General features: G+C 69.4%; 14 protein-coding genes and 1 tRNA gene. 3 read left to right on the forward strand and 12 right to left on the reverse strand.

Translation table 11 applies throughout. From position 1 onward, the window contains the following. Window positions 1–109: 109 nt before the first annotated feature. Window positions 110–943 (reverse strand): 16S rRNA (cytidine(1402)-2'-O)-methyltransferase, encoded by an 834-nt coding sequence (gene rsmI / locus VG899_02555; protein ID HWA65234.1) that lies wholly within the window; start codon window positions 941–943, stop codon window positions 110–112. A 68-nt stretch (window positions 944–1011) separates the two neighbouring features. Between rsmI and VG899_02560 the strand changes: the two genes are divergently transcribed. After that, a complete protein-coding gene (locus VG899_02560; GenBank protein ID HWA65235.1) occupies window positions 1012–2772 on the forward strand; it encodes a phospholipid carrier-dependent glycosyltransferase in 1761 nt (586 codons plus the stop codon). Between the two features lie 13 nt (window positions 2773–2785). Here the strand turns inward: VG899_02560 and VG899_02565 are convergent, their stop codons facing one another. Genes VG899_02565 through VG899_02580 form a run of 4 tightly spaced genes read right to left on the reverse strand, consistent with a single transcriptional unit; the run spans window position 2786 to window position 7127 of the window. Continuing rightward, window positions 2786–3613, reverse strand: coding sequence for a phosphatase PAP2 family protein (locus VG899_02565; GenBank protein ID HWA65236.1), 828 nt, complete (start codon window positions 3611–3613; stop codon window positions 2786–2788). Window positions 3614–3650: 37 nt separating this feature from the next. After that, window positions 3651–5105 (reverse strand): HAMP domain-containing sensor histidine kinase, encoded by a 1455-nt coding sequence (locus VG899_02570; protein HWA65237.1) that lies wholly within the window; start codon window positions 5103–5105, stop codon window positions 3651–3653. Further along, window positions 5102–5797: a response regulator transcription factor gene (locus VG899_02575; protein ID HWA65238.1), complete on the reverse strand. Its 696-nt coding sequence runs from the start codon at window positions 5795–5797 to the stop codon at window positions 5102–5104. Before VG899_02575 ends, VG899_02570 begins: the two co-directional genes overlap by 4 nt. 1 nt (window position 5798) lies before the next feature. After that, the gene (locus VG899_02580; protein ID HWA65239.1) at window positions 5799–7127 is read right to left on the reverse strand and encodes a trypsin-like peptidase domain-containing protein; all 1329 of its coding nucleotides are present in this window, start codon (window positions 7125–7127) and stop codon (window positions 5799–5801) included. 194 nt (window positions 7128–7321) lie between these two features. Between VG899_02580 and VG899_02585 the strand changes: the two genes are divergently transcribed. After that, window positions 7322–7996, forward strand: coding sequence for a hemolysin III family protein (locus tag VG899_02585; GenBank protein ID HWA65240.1), 675 nt, complete (start codon window positions 7322–7324; stop codon window positions 7994–7996). Between the two features lie 2 nt (window positions 7997–7998). Here the strand turns inward: VG899_02585 and VG899_02590 are convergent, their stop codons facing one another. Genes VG899_02590 through VG899_02600 form a run of 3 tightly spaced genes read right to left on the reverse strand, consistent with a single transcriptional unit; the run spans window position 7999 to window position 11396 of the window. Beyond that, complete coding sequence (locus tag VG899_02590) at window positions 7999–8757, reverse strand: class I SAM-dependent methyltransferase (GenBank protein ID HWA65241.1); 759 nt, start codon at window positions 8755–8757, stop codon at window positions 7999–8001. Window positions 8758–8806: 49 nt separating this feature from the next. Continuing rightward, on the reverse strand, window positions 8807–9856 hold the full coding sequence (locus VG899_02595) for a hypothetical protein (GenBank protein ID HWA65242.1): 1050 nt from the start codon (window positions 9854–9856) through the stop codon (window positions 8807–8809). 52 nt (window positions 9857–9908) lie between these two features. After that, the gene (locus VG899_02600) at window positions 9909–11396 is read right to left on the reverse strand and encodes an alkaline phosphatase family protein (GenBank protein HWA65243.1); all 1488 of its coding nucleotides are present in this window, start codon (window positions 11394–11396) and stop codon (window positions 9909–9911) included. A gap of 344 nt (window positions 11397–11740) precedes the next feature. Between VG899_02600 and VG899_02605 the strand changes: the two genes are divergently transcribed. Further along, window positions 11741–12766, forward strand: a complete 1026-nt coding sequence (locus tag VG899_02605) for a DUF4325 domain-containing protein (GenBank protein HWA65244.1) — start codon at window positions 11741–11743, stop codon at window positions 12764–12766. 210 nt (window positions 12767–12976) lie between these two features. Here VG899_02605 and VG899_02610 read toward each other — a convergent pair. From VG899_02610 to glp, 4 genes are all read right to left on the reverse strand, one after another. Then, window positions 12977–13049: transfer RNA gene (locus VG899_02610), tRNA-Ala, on the reverse strand. A gap of 83 nt (window positions 13050–13132) precedes the next feature. Continuing rightward, window positions 13133–14263: a hypothetical protein gene (locus tag VG899_02615; GenBank protein ID HWA65245.1), complete on the reverse strand. Its 1131-nt coding sequence runs from the start codon at window positions 14261–14263 to the stop codon at window positions 13133–13135. A 101-nt stretch (window positions 14264–14364) separates the two neighbouring features. Beyond that, window positions 14365–14997: a GNAT family protein gene (locus tag VG899_02620; protein HWA65246.1), complete on the reverse strand. Its 633-nt coding sequence runs from the start codon at window positions 14995–14997 to the stop codon at window positions 14365–14367. 16 nt (window positions 14998–15013) lie between these two features. Continuing rightward, on the reverse strand, window positions 15014–16246 hold the full coding sequence (gene glp, locus VG899_02625; GenBank protein HWA65247.1) for a gephyrin-like molybdotransferase Glp: 1233 nt from the start codon (window positions 16244–16246) through the stop codon (window positions 15014–15016). Between the last annotated feature and the right edge of the window lie 8 nt (window positions 16247–16254).

A 16254-nucleotide genomic window follows, 5' to 3' on the forward strand; every position in this document is an offset into this window, starting at 1 on the left:
TCTTTTTTCGTGCACAGCCATGTCCACAACCGCAGCCGGGTTGTCCCCCGAAATGGCTGTCGACGCACCGGTAATCCACCGGTTCATCCCCAGCTGGGGAAACCCTTGCTCAGGCCAAAGAACGTGTGGCGGCGTCGTAGACGACTCGCCGTGACAGGCCGTGAGCGACGGCAACCGCGTCGACGGCATCGCGGCGGCTGGCACCCGCCGCGACCAGCTCGCCGACCTCGTCGCGCAAGGCGGCAGGGTCGACCGTCGCCGGCGTTCGCTGAGCACCGGCGATCACCAGGGTCACCTCGCCGAGCACCTCGGTCCCCGCGGCCCACGCCGCGAGCTCGCCGAGCCGGCCGCGGCGCACTTCCTCGTGGGTCTTGGTCAGCTCGCGGCAGACGGCCGCCAGCCGGTCGGCCCCGAAGCCGGCCGCGAGGTCGGCGAGCGTCGCGGCCACCCGCTTGGGGGACTCGAAGACGACGAGGGCACGAGGGTCGGCGGCCAGCTCGGCGAGCCGCGCTCGACGCTCCCCCGCCTTGCGGGGCAGAAACCCTTCGAAGCACCACCGGTCGACGGGCACGCCCGCGACGGCGACCGCCGCGGTCACTGCGGACGGCCCCGGCAGGACCGTGACCGGCAGGTCACGTTCGATCGCGGCGGTCAGCATCTGGTAGCCGGGGTCAGACACGAGCGGTACGCCGGCGTCACTCACCAGCACGACCGTTCGCCCGGCAGCGACCGCATCGAGCAAAGCGCCGGCCCGGCCACGCTCCACGGCGTCGTAGACGGCGACGACCTTGGCGGTGAGGGCGATACCGAGCGAGGACGCCAGCCGCCGCAGCCGTCGGGTGTCCTCGGCCGCGATGACATCTGCCTGGGTCAGCGCCTCGACCAGCCGCGCCGACGCGTCTCGCGCATCGCCGATCGGCGTCGCGGCGAGGACGAGCGGCATCGGACCATTCAACCGGTCGCCGCCCGCCGTCACGCCGCCACGAGGGGCGGCTTCATACGATGAGGCGCATGCCGCCGGCTTCTGCGACGCTCGACGAGCCGGTTCCGGCGGACGAGCTCGTCGCGGATCCCGCGCTGGCGCGGATCAAGGCGCGCCTGGTCACTGCGATGCCCGACGACCGCCTGCGCAGCTGGCTGCTGACCATTGCGCTCACGGTCCTCGGTGGCATCGCCCGCTTCTGGCGCATCACGCGCCCGGGTGGTCACACGCTGCACAGCGCGACCAGCATCGTGTTCGACGAGACCTACTACGTCCACGACAGCTGGTCCCTGCTCCACCACGGAGTCGAGACGAACGGGCCGATGACGTCATCGGGCTTCGTGGTCCATCCGCCGCTCGGCAAATGGCTGATGGCGATCGGCGAGGCGATCTTCGACCACGGCAAGACCGTGACCTACCACCACACGGTCTACCCCGCGAGCCCGCTGTCGTTCCGGTTCATGGGCGCCGTCCTCGGGACGCTCGCGATCCTCATGGTCGCGCGCATCGCCCGGCGGCTGTTCCGCTCGACCGCGATGGGACTCATCGCCGGCTCGCTCCTCGCGCTCGACGGGCTGGAGTTCGTCCAGAGCCGCACCGCCATGCTCGACATCTACCTGATGTTCTGGGTCCTCGCGGCCTTCGGCTGCCTGGTGCTCGATCGCGACTACGGACGGCGCAAGCTCGCCAGCCGGCTGACCGCCCCCCTTGGGTACCGCGAGTGGGGACCGTCGATCGGGTTCCGGCCGTGGCGGCTGGCGACCGCGTTCTGTCTCGGCGCGGCGTGCGCCACGAAGTGGAACGGCGCTTACTACATCCCCGCCGCGATCCTGCTGGCGCTCGCGTGGGACATCGGTGCGCGCCACTCGGCCGGAGCCAGCGGACGCAACTGGCACGTCGACCGCACCGGCGGGATGCGCATCGACCAGGTGGACTGGTGGCTGGTCGGCAACGGCGCGGTGCGCGTGCTGCTGCCCCTCGTCGCGGTCATGGTGCTGATCCCCGCCGCGGTCTACGTCGCGTCCTGGGCGGGCTGGTTCGCTTCCAACAGCACCTACGCCTACGACCACGACCTCTACGTCCACCACGGCCAGTCGTGGCTGGCGCACGACTGGGCGGTGCTGCACGGTTGGTGGGAGTACCAGCGGGCGATCTGGCACTACGACGTCACGCTGCACGCGCCGCATCCGTACCTGTCGCGGCCGTGGGGGTGGCTGCTGCTCGAGCGACCGGTCGCGTACTACTACCAGTCGCCGAGCGGCTGCGGCGCGGCGTCGTGCTCGCAGGAGGTGCTCGGGATCGGCAACCCCGCACTGTGGTGGGCGAGCATCCCCGCGCTCGTCGTCGTCACCTGGATCTGGGTCGCGCGCCGCGACTGGCGGGCGGCGGCGGTGATCGTGACGTTCGCCTTCGGCTACCTGCCGTGGATCTTCCAGGAGCTTCAGGTCGTGAACACCGACCCGGCCTGTACGCCGGCCGGCGACTGCCACCGCACGATGTTCCTGTTCTACATGCTGCCCAACGTGCCGTTCATGGTCCTTGCGGTCACCATGACCCTCGGTCTCGTCATCGGCCGGCGTACGGCGAGCGACGCCCGCCGCGCACTCGGAGCCAGCGCCGCCACGAGCTATCTCGCTTGCGTCGTCGTGCTGTTCGCCTTCTTCTATCCGGTGCTCGCGGCGCGCAACATCTCCTCCACCGCCTGGCACAAACGGATCTGGTTCTCGAGCACGTGCAGCACCGACCCGCATCGCAACGAACATCACGAGGACGCGCCCTGCTGGATCTAGCAGGGCGACGGCGCTAGACGCCGGCGAGCTCGAGTTCGGGCTCCACGTCGGCGCTCACCCGCCGCCGCACCCGCTCCAGCAAGCGGGCGATCCCCCATGCCGGCACTAGCAGCAGGCACGCCGCGATGCCGTCGAACCAGTAGTGGTTGGCCGTCGCGACCACCACGAAGATCGTGAGCAGGCCGTGCAGCAGCCCCAGCCATCGCCATCGGCTGGTGCTGCACGTCACGATCGCGACCGAGATGAGCACCGCCCAGCCGACATGGATCGACGGCATCGCGGCGTACTCGTCGGCCAGGCCGGAGCCGATCGCCGCGTAGACCGACTGCCCGTAGACGGCAGCGGTGTCGACGAGCCCGGTGCCACCGATCAGCCGGGGAGGCGCGACCGCCACCATCTGGATCAGCAGCGCCATCGCGGTGAACGCGGCGATCGTGTTGCGCACCAGCGGATAGCGGTCACGGTGGCGCAGCCACAGCCACACCAGGAACACCACCATCAAGGTCAGGTGCGCGGTGTCGTAGAAGTAGTTGGCACTTCTGACCAGCCACGGGTGGCCGATGATCAGGTCCTGGACCGCCTTCTCGCTCGGCAGCCCGATGACCCGTTCGGCGTGCCAGATCCAGTGACCGCGGCTGACCCCGCCGCTGCTGTGGCCACGGGTCAGCCGGTTGGCGACCTGCCACAGCGTGAACAACGCGCACACGACCGCGATCTCGAAGGACGCAGCGGCGACGAACCGGGCGCGCCGGCTCGTCCAGCGGTGCGCGAGGACACAGACGACGAGCATCGCCGCCGCGAGTGCCGATGCGCTGTCGATGTCCAGCCGCAACCACGACACGTCGGCACACTACGCAACGGCCGGGCGGGTGATGAGCTCAGGCGTCTCGTCGTGCGTCGACGAGCGGGATCTCGGTCTGCGGCGGTGTCAGGGGCGCGAGCGTGACGCTGACCACCGCGCCACCCGTCGGGCGGTTGTGAATCGACACCGTCCCGCCGTGGCCGTCGACGACCTGCTTGACGATGGACAGGCCCAGCCCCGACCCGGGCAGGCCGCGTGCCTCGTCGGCGCGATAGAAGCGGTCGAAGACGTGCTCGATGGCCTCCTGCGGCACACCGGGACCTTGGTCGGCCACCGTCAGGACGCCACCCGGTTCGAGGTCGACGTCGACGACGCCACCCGGCGGGCTGAACTTGCCCGCGTTGTCGAGCAGGTTGGCGACGGCGCGGTCGAGCCGTGCCGGTACGCCGCGAACCGTGACCGGGCTGAGGTCGGCCCGGAACTCCAAGGCCGGCCAGTGTCGGCGAGCCCGGTCCACGGCGTGGCTGACGAGCTCGTCGAGCGCGACTTCTTCCTGCGCCGACTCAGGAGCGTCGCCGCGGGCGAGCTCGACGACGTCGGCGACGAGGCCGGTCAGCTCGTCGAGCTGCGTCACGATCCCGTTGAGCAGCGAGCGCCGTTGCTCCACGGTGAGCCGGTCGACGTCATGCAACACCTCGACGTTGGTGCGAAGGCTCGCCAACGGGGTCCGCAGCTCGTGACTCGAGTCGAGGATCAGCTGCCGTTGCTGGTCGAGCGAGCGCTCGAGCGCGTCGAGCATTCCGTTGAACGTCGAGGCGAGCCGTCCGAGCTCGTCGGCGCCGTAGTGCTCGATACGTGTCGTCAGGTCCCGCGTCTGCGCGATCTGCTCCGCCGTCGCGGTGAGCCGAGCAACCGGGCGCATCGTTCGCCGTACGACGAAAGAGGCGCCCGCTGTCGCCATGCCGAACCCGGCCAGGACCAGCAGCAGGAACGCGAACCGCAGCTTGTGCAGCTCGCTGTTCGCGGCGGTCAACGGCAGCGCGACCTGCAGCGCCAGGTCGACCTGCTGGCCGGTTGAGGAGGTGAACGTGCGTTGCGTGGTGAGCAGCCGCATCGGCACGCCGTCGACGTTCTCGGTCCGCAGCCACCTGCCGCCGTCGCGCGCGATCGCCAGGTCTCGCTGCGCAACCGGCAGGGCGAGCCCTCGCGCTTCCTTGATCGTGTGCCCGGCGACGTCGACGACCTGCACGTTGCCCGCGCTCTTGTCCGGATCCGGGGACACCACCGGCTGGTAGGACTGCGGATCGACCGTGATCGAGTGCGAGTTGCTCGCCTCGTCCTGAAGCTGCCCGTCGATGTTGCTGTAGAGCTCGTGCTGAACCGCGATGTAGGCGACGGCAACGACCGCGACGATCGCGAAAGTCGCCGCGAACGCCGCGGCTCCGGTGAGCCGGCTGCGGATCGGTGCGCTCTGCCAGCGGCGGTCGATCGCGGCGACGCCGTGTCGCAGCCGTTCCGCGCCGGCGATCACCCGTCACCGCGCAGGACGTACCCGACCCCGCGCACGGTGTGGATCAACCGCGGCTCGCCCGCAGCTTCGGTCTTGCGGCGCAGGTAGCCGACGAACACCTCGAGGGAGTTGCTGGTGGGTTCGGACTCCCAGCCCCACACCCGATCCATGATCGTCTCGCGAGGCAGCGGGCGGCCGGCGTTGCGCAGCAACAGCTCGAGCAGGGCGAACTCGGTGCGCGTCAAGTCGATCGGCCGGTTCCCGCGCCGAGCGGTGTGCGCGGCTGGGTCGAGCTCGAGGTCTTCGTAGCTGAGCACCGCCGTGTCGTCGCCGTCACCCACCGACGTACGGCGCAGCAGCGCCCGCAGCCGGGCACGCAGCTCCTCCAGCGCAAACGGCTTGGTGAGGTAGTCGTCGGCGCCGGCGTCGAGTCCGGCCACCCGGTCCCCGACCTCGTCGCGAGCGGTCAGTACGAGGATCGGCAGGCGGTCGTTCTTGCTGCGCAAGGTGCGGCAGACGTCGAGCCCGCCGACGTACGGCATCATCACGTCGAGCACCATGACGTCCGGGCGGCTGTGACCCACCGCCTCGAGCGCCTTGACCCCGTTACTGGCCGTGGACACCCGGTAGTCGTCGAGCTCGAGCGCTCTCGTCAACGCCTCGCGAAGCTGCGGGTCGTCGTCGACGACGAGTACCTGGGGGCCGGCTGCCATGTCAGCTCGTCGTCGAGTCCGACAACGTGACCGTCGCGGTCTTGGTGGATCCGCCTCGCAGGTAGGTGACGGCGATCCGGTCACCCGGCTGGAAGGAGCGGACGTAGGCGATCACGGCGTCAGCTCCCGCCGTCGGGTGCCCGTCGATCGCGGTGATCACGTCGCCCTCCTTGATGCCCGCCTTGTCGGCCGGCCCGCCGGCGGTGACCGCTCGCACCACCGCCTGGTCCGCGCCGTTGGCGGAGGTGGCGTCGGCCAGGGTCACTCCCAACAAAGGATGCGTCGCGTGACCGCTCTCGATCAACTCACTCGCGATCACCTTCGCCTGGTTGATCGGGATCGCGAAGCCGACCCCGATGTTGCCGCTCTGCCCGCTCAGATCGGTCGAGCCGAGCGAGGCGATCGCCGAGTTGATCCCGATGACCTGACCGGCCGAGTCGACGAGGGCGCCGCCGGAGTTGCCGGGGTTGATCGCGGCGTCGGTCTGGATCGCGTCGATCACGGTCGGCTCGGCCGGCGCCTGCGGGGCGCTGTTGCCGAAGCCGAAGCCGAACCCGAAGGGGTCCTCTTGCTGTTGGGGCTGACTGTCGTCCTCGGTTTCGACCGGGCGGTTGAGCGCGGACACGATGCCCTCCGTGACGGTGCCCTGCAGCCCGAGCGGGGAACCGACGGCGAGCACCGGGTCGCCGACCTGGATGGCCGAGCTGTCGCCGAGGGTCGCGGGAGTGAGCCCGGACTTGGACACCTTGATCACCGCGAGGTCGTCGAGCGGGTCGGTCCCGACGATCTTGGCGCCGGTCGTCGACCCGTCGTTGAACGTCACCGAGATCTGGCCACCACCGTCGCTGGCCGCCGAGACCACGTGGTTGTTGGTGAGGATGTAGCCGTCCGGGCGCAGCACGATGCCGGACCCGGTGTCCGACTCGTCCTGGGACGTCACGTTGATGTTGACCACCGACGGCAACACCCGTGAGGCGATGGCCGCGTAGGACTTCGGGTCGTTGCTGAGCGCGACCGAGCTCGCCGTTCCGACCGTCAGCCCCGAGCCGGGCAGGGTCGAGTTCGAACCGTTGTTGAGCAGCTCCGCGCCGACGGCCACGCCGCCGCCGCCGAAGACGAACGCGGTCGCGGCGACCACCATCGCGGTCCAGCGACGCGACCGGGCCGCGGGGTCGCTCGACAGGGACCGGAAAGGCGCCGTGGGCTGCGGGTCGAACGCGCGGGTGTCGGCCGACGACGGGTCGATCGGCGCGGTCGGGTTCGCTTGCGGGTTGCCGGGATCCGGCTCCGGAGCAGCGAAGGGAGACCAGAACAGATCGTCGTCGCTCATGTGATGTCCTCCGTCGTCTCGAACACCAACGACGTTGCCCGGGCGGTCTGAATGATTGCTGAGACAGACCTGGCCGGACGCTGGGTGCGACAAACCCGGCACACCGGACGCCCACGACAAGACGCGCTGTGAGTTCTCACACTGTTCGGCGCCGCGGTTGACCGGGTCGTGCTCCGACAGGGAACACTGTTCACATGACGGTCCCCAGAGAGATCGCCACTGCCGCGGTCGCGCTTGCGAAGCCGAAGCTTCGTGGCTGGCTGCACGCCGTGACCTCGCCGCTGGCCCTCGCCGCCGGCATCGTGCTCGTCTGCCTCGCACCGACCACGGCGGCACGCCTCGCCGCTGCCGCCTTCGCGTTGACGTCGTTCGTCCTGTTCACGACCAGCGCGCTCTATCACCGGGGCCGCTGGTCACCGCGCACCGAGCGCCGCCTCAAGCGACTCGACCACGCGAACATCTTCTTGCTGATCGCCGGGTCGTACACGCCGTTCGCCGTGCTCGCCCTGAAGGGGGATGCACGGGTCGCGATCATGTCCGCGGTGTGGTGCACCGCCGTACTCGGTGTGGTGTTCCGGGTGCTGTGGGTCGGTGCGCCCCGGTGGTCGTACGTCCCGCTCTACATCGGGCTGGGATGGGCGATGGCCTTCGTCTTCCCGCAGCTGCTCCACGGTGCCGGGGTGGCGGCGTTCGTGCTGGTCGCGGTCGGTGGCCTGCTCTACACCGCGGGCGGCCTGATCTACGGCATGAAGCGACCGAACCCGAGTCCGCGCTGGTTCGGCTTCCACGAGATCTTCCACACCTGCACGATCGCGGCGTTCGTCTGCCAGTACGTCGCCGCTTCGTTCGTGGTCTACCGGGCCGCCTGAGGTCAGGGCGTCTGCCAGAGCGGCAGCGGCTCCGTCGCCGAAGCAGCGCCGTCACCGTCGCGCGCGACGGCGTACAGCCAGCTCGGGTTGCCCTGCCCGGCCGAGCTGTCGGCGGCGACGGTGACAACTCGCCCGCCGGCCGCGGTCACGTCGTGCACCACCTCGGACCGGGGCACCCCAAACATCCGCACCTTCTTCGCGTCGTCGTTACCGCTGCGCAGCAGGTGTGACAGCGCCCGGCTCGCCCGGCCGGGCAACCGGTCCGGGATCTGGAACAGCGCCAGTCCACCGGGGCGCAGCACGCGGACGAACTCCGCGACGTAGCCGCGAGCCAGGTTCGGCGGGATGTGCTGGAGGACGATGCGGGAGTAGATGAAGTCGAAGCTCGCGTCCGGCAGTACCGACAGGTCGTCGCGGTCGTTGCAGATGAACTCGCAGTTGCTGGTCGCGCCTTGTCGCTGCTGCGCGAGCGCGATCATCGGCGCCGAGATATCGACGCCGACCGCGCGCGAGAAGTGCTTGCCGAGGGCGTACGTCAGCCGTCCCGGACCACAGCCGAAGTCGAGCGCGTCCCCGTGGGCCAGTGTCGGGCGAACGGCCTCGGCGTAGCTGACGACGTAGTCGATCTCCGCCTCACCCGAGGCGTAGAACGCCTCGACATCCCACTTGCCGCCCCGCTTGGCCGGGTCGGACAGCACCGCCCAGTAGGCGTCGCTCTCGCCGAGGCGCTCCCAGTCCTCGCGCAGCCGCGTCAGACGCATGTGCGACAGCCTCCCATCGCTGGGTACGCCGTTTCGCGGCGTACGCCGGTCAGTCCTGCGACTCGAGGCTGCTGGCGTCGTGCCAGGCGCGGATGAACGCAGCCGCGACCGCGCCGACGTTGTCCGCCGAGATCTGCTGGTAGACGAAGAAGCTGAAGGGATAACCCGGCAGATGCAGCGGGTCGCCGCCGCCGTCCGAGACCCCCCGGAAGCCGATGAACGGCAGGTGGGCGGCGTGGGCGGCCTTCGCTACCTCCGCGGTCTCGTTGTCAGAGCTGACGTAGTGGCCTGCGACGGAGGCGGAGGAGAAGTAGCCGGTGATGAAGCTGGGGCTGGCGATCGCGAGCAGCTGGTCGAGCAGCGTCACGACGTTGTTCGGCGTGACGTCTGCCGAGTCGCACGGCCGGCAGCCGAACACGTCCGTCGCGCCCGGGACGCACGGGAACGCCTTGCCCCCGAACGGGTCGGTGGTCAGGCCCGTACCACCGACTTTGAACGTCGGCGCGTGAGTCAACGTGATGGCCGGACCGAGATCGGCCGGCAGCATCGGGACACACGGCAGGTTCGGCAGGTGGGCGTTGCGGGCGAGGCGGTAGCGGTGGTCGCGCTCCACGTCACGCGCCACGCGGATCATCGCGCGACTGACCGGGATGTAGTGCTTGCCGTCCTCGGTCCACCGGGTCGCGGCGTTGACGTCGCCGATGTAGTCGCCGCCCGCCACGCCGGCGAACACGACCCCGGTGATCACCGACCTGCCGTCGCAGCGGAAGTGCGACAAGGCCAGGCGAGTGGTGTTGCGGGCGTTGACCGGACCGATCCCGGTCAACGTGAGGGCGACCCGGTGCCCTTCGAGGTTGCCGAGGTAGAACGTGTGGTCGCCGACCGGTACGGCGCTGCCACCGACCGGATCGGTGCGCCCCAGCAGTGGCCCCAGCTCGGTCGGAAAGGCGGACAGCACGAGCAGGCGCGGCAGGCAGCCGGCGGGGGCATCGTGCGCGGTCGGGCCCGGGACCGCTGCGGCGCCGGCGACGCCACAGCAGACGACGCCGGTGACGGCCACGAGCATGGCAAGCGCCGTACGCAGGAACCTCATGGACATCGGTTCGCCATCGGTCGATCGCAACCTCCGTCGCGGCTCGACCGCGCCGCCGTTACTTCGGCGTGGTCTGGCGAGGCGCCGGCGGGCTCGGCTGGCCGTGCTCGTAGCCGGTGAGCAAGCCGGCCAGCGCGTTCGCCGGCTTGGCAAGCGACGGCGGCTCGTAGAACGCGGGCTTCGACGTGTCGAGGAAGGCGGCCAGCGTCGAGGCGTTCGCGTCGCGACGGGTCAGGGCGGGCAGGTTCCACTGCCGTTCGATCGTCGCGAGCACCGAGGTGTGGTCGTGGACGACGTTCGTCACCGCGCGCTTGCGTGCGTACGGGCTGACCACGACGGCAGGAACGCGCGGACCGTACATGTTGTAAGCCCCGGGCAGGCTGTCGCTTTGCAGGTTCGGTTTCCAGCCGTCCGGTTCGAGCGCTCGCGGCGGCGCGACGTGGTCGTAGTAGCCGCCGTGCTCGTCGTAGAACCAGATCAGCAGCGTGCGGTCCCAGTTCTTGCCGTTCATCACCGCGTTGACGACCCGGGCGACGAACGCCTCACCGAGCTGGACGTCCTCCGGGTTCTCCTCGGACTCGCACGTCGTGTCGATCGCGGTGTCGGGCAGCCGGGTGAAGGTCGGAATCGGGGCGGGCAGCGACTCGATCACGCCGGGGATCTCGCTTTGGATCGCACCCATGTTGCAGTCGACGAGGCTCACGGCCGGCAGGTTGCCCACGGCGGCGTCGAGGTAGAACTGCTCGATGCGGCGCAGGTTGGCGGCGTGCCGCAGCTCGGTCCCGAGGATGATCGCCGAGGTCGGCGCGTCACTGAAGTAGTTGGCCCACGAGATGCCGTGCTTGCTCAGCTGGTCCCAGATCGTGCCGTTCTTCGGGTACGTCGTGAGCGTCTCCATGCCGGTGTGGATGACGCCCGTGGCGGTGCCGGCCATCAGGAACCGCCGGTTGGGGTAGGTCTGCGCCGGCACCGAGCAGAACCAACGGTTGGCCAGCGTGAACGTCTTTGCCAGCGAGTAGTAGAACGGCAGCTCGTCTTCGGTGTAGTAGCCCATAGAGCCGGGGCCGGTCTGCGCGAAGCCGGTCATCGCGCCGTTCGCGATCTGGATGTGGGAGTCGTTCCACGACTGGCTCCCGGAGTCGCTGGCACCGATCGCGCCCGACTGCCGGTACACGTACATCCGGTCCTTCTCCAGCGGGTTCCAGTTGACCGGCTCGTCCCGCTTGTTGAACGTGAACCCGTCGGCCTTCGGCTGGCCGCTGACCGGCAGCATGCCGAGGTAGTTGTCGAACGAGTGGTTCTCCTGCATCACCAGGACGAGGTGGTCGAACGGGAACTCGCCGGTGTTCTTGCCGACCGCGCGGCCCGGGAACGGCAGCGAGCCTGCCTCGCGGATGCGGCGAGGCGTGGGCGAGGCGGCGAGGGCCGAGCCGGATGGGCGGATCGCACCGAACGTGCCGAGCGCCGCCGCGGCAGCGCCGTACTGCAGGAGGCGGCGACGGCTCAGCCGAGCCGAGTGCGAGTCGGTGTAGCGAAGCGGATCCACGGCATTCATCTTTCGCCGCAGAAGGGCGCTTCGCCTGCCACCGTCAGGCGAAGGAGAAGTGAACTCTCGCGACATCACATTTGGGGAGTTGAGGGGAGTTGAACCCCTGACCCCATCGTCGGGAAGATTCATCGACGACGGTTCGAGCTGAGGCGTGAAAACCTACACAAGACTGCAGGTTCACCCGGCATTTAGGTCGCGGGTCGGTCTCGGATCGCAATTGGAATCTGCAGAAGGGTCCAGATTTCCCATCGCCTTGCAGACCCCCAGGGCTACCGCGAGAGCTTCGAATCTCACATTGACTGTAGATTTCTTGCCGGGTCGTGGGCATAATCTCTAGCCTTGTGGAGGATTCGCCCAGGCTGGTTCGGATCGGTGAGGTAGCCCGGACCCTGGGCGTGTCGCCATCGCGGGTGCGGCAGTTGGCTGACGAGGGGGCCATCCCCTTCGAGCGAACGGCGGGAGGGCACCGACTATTCGACCTAGGGGCAGTTCGCCAAGCGCAGGCAGCCCGCGAGCTGCCGCGATCCCGGCAGAGCCGGCCTCCAGACGTACCGGACTGGCAGGAGATCGTCCGTCTCGAGGCGGCAGACGAGGCTGACGTTTGGTCTGAGGTGCGTGGCGCGCTCGACCTCGCTGACTCACCTGCTCGACGAATCATGCAGTACGCGTTCACGGAGATGCTGAACAACGCCATAGATCATTCCGGCAGCTCGCCGGCGTCAATCTCTTGGTGGGTACGGCCGAGCGCATGGACGTTCGAGATCCTCGACGATGGCGACGGAGTGTTTCCGCATCTGCGGGACGGAGCAGGGCTCGAGGACCTGTTCGCCGCGATCCAGGAGCTGACGAAAGGCAGGACGACGACCGATCCGGCTCGGCACACCGGTGAGGGGATCTTCTTCACGAGCAAAATGGTCGATCTGTTCATCCTCGAATCTGCCGGCCTCGCGTGGGTGGTCGACAATCTTCGAGACGACCAGGCAGTCGGGATCGCCAAGACAACTGTGGGCACCCGCGTCATCTGCGAGGTCGACCCGAAAACCAACAGACAGACCACCGATGTCTTCCGCCGCTTCTCCGACGATGACCATCAGTTTTCTCGGTCGCGAACGGCGGTCCACCTCTTCGGCCTCGGAGTCCGATTCGTTTCGCGATCCGAAGCCAAACGACTCCTGCACGGGCTCGAACGCTTCCGCGAGGTCGAAATCGACTTCACCGGTGTGGATGAAGTCGGACAGGGCTTCGTCGACGAACTCGTTCGTGTGTGGCCTTCACAACACCCCGACACGCACATCAACCCGGTGGGGATGAACGAGGCCGTCGACTTCATGGTTCGGCGCGGCCTCGCGAGATCAAGCGAGGGTTAGCTGACCGATACCCGCCGCCCGCGAGCGCTCGCCTTCATCGATCCATACCGGACAGCGGGCCGCCGACATCCAACAGGGCTCGCCGACATCCGTGAGCACACGCCGACCTCACGGTCCAGCCACGGTCCAAGCTCTTCTCAGTGGATATCCACGTCGGCGTGATTCGCACTCGCAAGCCGCTGACCTGCGGCGATGCTGTGGTCGAATCGGTGGAGCTGAGGGGATTCGAACCCCTGACCCCCTCGTTGCGAACGAGGTGCGCTACCAACTGCGCTACAGCCCCTTGAGCGGCGACGAGTCTAATCCTTCGCGATTGCCGGCTGACGGTGCTCTAGGACATCGAGGCGGCAATCGCGGTGGCGGTGGCTAGTCGTTGACCGCCCAGCGGCGATCGAGGATCGCCTCGAGGTCGTCGTCGGTCTGCAGCTCGATCGCCGGTTCGACCGGCGGCAGCAACCGCTCGCGGGGGGTTTCGTAGACCGGACGGGACGCCGCAACCGGCTTGGTGGCGTACGTCGGCTTCGGCACCGGGACCGGCTCCCACGGCTTGCCGCCGACCGCCCGCACCTCCGCCGCGGCATGGGCGGCCGCACGCGCCGCGCGCTCGCTGCTGTAGACGTGCTCCGGCTCCGCCTCGAACTCCGGCTCAGGCTCGACCTCAGCCTCGACATCGGCTGCCGCAACGTTCGGCTGCAGATGGTCGTCGTCTTCCTGGTCGAAGAAGCCGTCGTTGCGGGCCCGGTGAGCGGGCGTCGGAGCCGACGACGCTACGAACGCCGAGTCGGTCTGTTCCCACGGGGCGGTCTGGTCGAAGACCGCGTCGTCGGCCGCAGCGGGCGGCTGGTCGGCGCTGACGCGGGTGACGAGGCGGGTGTCAGCCGCGGCCGGGACCGGCCCGCGGTGCACGGTGATCCCCTCTTCCCAGTGCGCGGGCTCGGCGCGCTCCCAGCCGCCGTCGCGCTCGAGCTCAGCGAGCTCGGCGCGTTCCCGGCGCCGGGCAGCCGCACGACGCCGCGCCGCGGCGGCACGCACCGCCTCGCGGCGCAGGTGTACGGCGTAGCCGGCAGCAGCTAGGTCGAGCAGCACCTGGACCACCCACAGCAGCAGACCACCGACGGCGGCAGCGGCCACCAACGTGGCGAGGACGCTCAGGGCCAACCCGACGAGCAGCTGCCGACGGCGGCGGGCGAGGTCGCGCTTGCGGCGAGCGGCGAGCGCGTCGGGGGCCGACGCGCCGGACACGTGGACGAGGACTTCTGGAGCTGTCTCGCGCTTCATGGCACGCGCCTCGCGCTGGACGGACTGGGGGTGGCCGTACGACGACGTCTGCACGTTTCGCTGGGTGGGACGGGCGCCGTGGCTGGACAAGGTGCTCATCGCGGTCGAGAACCGGTCGACGGAACGGGACTCCTCGACCTCGTCGTGACGTCGCAGCCACATGGGGACCAGCACCACACCCCACATGAGGATGAGGCCGAGGATGATTACCGGGCTCACGTCAGATCACCACGCACGACTGGCCCACAATATGAGGCCAACGACAGGTGACGTCCATCGTGGATAGGACGCTAACGAGCGATCCGCCGTTGGGCACGGACCTACGTCGGTGTGTCGCCGAACGGCTCCCGAACCCGGCTCCAGCGGGCCAGCAGCCCGCCCGGGACATCCTCGCGCACCAAGGCGTAGGTCAGGTGGTCTCGCCAGTCGCCGGAGATGTGCAGATAGCGCTGCCGGGTGCCCTCCAGACGGAAGCCCAGCTTCTCGACCACGCGCTGGCTGGCGACGTTCTCCGGGCGGATGTTGATCTCGATCCGATGCAGGCCGACCACGCCGAAACAGTGGTCCGTGGCAAGCGCCACGCACGTCGGCATGACCCCCCGGCCGGCGACGCGTTGGTCCACCCAGTAGCCGATGCTGGCCGACTCCAACGAGCCGCGGACGATGCCCGACACGTTGAGCTGACCTGAGAACCTGCCGTCGACGACGACCGCGAACGGCAAACCGCGACCGCCGCGGGCTTCGGCTCGCAACCGCCGCGCCATCGAGACGAAGACCGGGCGCGACGACGCGAAGATTCCCGAGCCGCCCGGTGGCGTCGCCTCCCACGGTCGTAGCCACTCGACGTTGTGCTTGCGCGCCTCGACCCATGCGGCGGCGTCGCGAACCCGCAGCGGGCGCAGCCCGACCGTGCCGTGGTTGAGCTCGGCCGGCCAGCCGGGAGCCAGAGTCATGCTGCCGCCGGCGCCGTCACGGCTGGCGGCGCTCCAGCATCATCACGGTTGCCGGCTCGCCGCGGTCCAGGATCGCGACCTCCTCCGGTACGACGATCAACGCGTTGGCCGACGCGAGCCCCGCGATCTGACCCGAGCTCGCCCCGTGCGTCACGCGGACGGTGTAGGCGCCGTCCTCGACGGCCAGCCACGCCGCGAGATAGCTGCGGACGCCGGGCGCCGACCGGATCTGGTCGTGCAGCCTCGCCCGCACCAGCGGCCGGGTGATCGGTTCGACGCCGATCATCCGGCGCAGCGCGGGACGCACGAAGGCCTCGAACGACAGGTACGCCGCGACCGGATCGGACGGCAGCGCGAAGAACGGGGTGTGGTCCGGGCCGATCAACCCGAACCCCTGCGACGAACCCGGGTGCATGGCCACGTGGTCGAAGCTCACCTGACCGAGCCTCGAGACCACCTCGCGAAGCACGCCGGACCCTCCTCCGGACCCGCCCGCGGCGATCACGACGTCGGCCCGGATGAGCTGGTCCTCGAGCGTGTCGGCGAGCACGCCTGGCTGGTCGGGCACGATGCCGACGCGGAAGGCGATCGCGCCGGCCTCCTCAGCCGCCGAGGTCAGCAGCGCGCTGTTGGCGTCCGGCCGCTGACCTCGTGCCAGCTGCTGGCCCGGCTCGACGAGATCCTGGCCGGTCGACATCACGACGACGCGAGGTCGCGGCATCACCGCGACCCGGTCACGACCCACGGCCGCCAGCAATCCGATCTGGGCCGCGCCGAGGTTGGTCCCCGCCGCCATCAGCCGGGTGCCGGACGGCGCTTCGCTACCCGCGGCGTTCACGTAGCGGTTCGACCCGGCCGGCCGACGGATCGCGACGTTGGCCATGCCGCCGTCGGTCGCGCCGTACGGCACGACGGCGTCGGCGCCGGGCGGCATCGGCGCGCCCTCCATGATCCGCACGGACAGCCCGGGCTGGACGGTGTACGGCGTGTTGCTGCCGGCGACCACGTCCCCGACCACCGGCAGCACCGTCGGGGTATCCGGCGTGGCGAGCCGGACGTCCTCGCTGCGAACCGCGTACCCGTCCGCCGCCGCCATGTCGTAGGGCGGCAACGGGAATGTGGTGAACACGTCCTCGGCGAGCACGCACCCGTGCGCGTCGGAAAGGGTGAGGACCAGGCTGCCCAGCGGGGCGACGGCGGTGAGGATCTCCTGGAGATGGACGTCGACCGGCTTGAGGCCCTGCGTCACGTGCCGGC

The sequence above is a fragment of the Mycobacteriales bacterium genome (assembly GCA_035550055.1).
Lineage (GTDB): Bacteria > Actinomycetota > Actinomycetes > JAFAQI01 > JAFAQI01 > DASZTV01.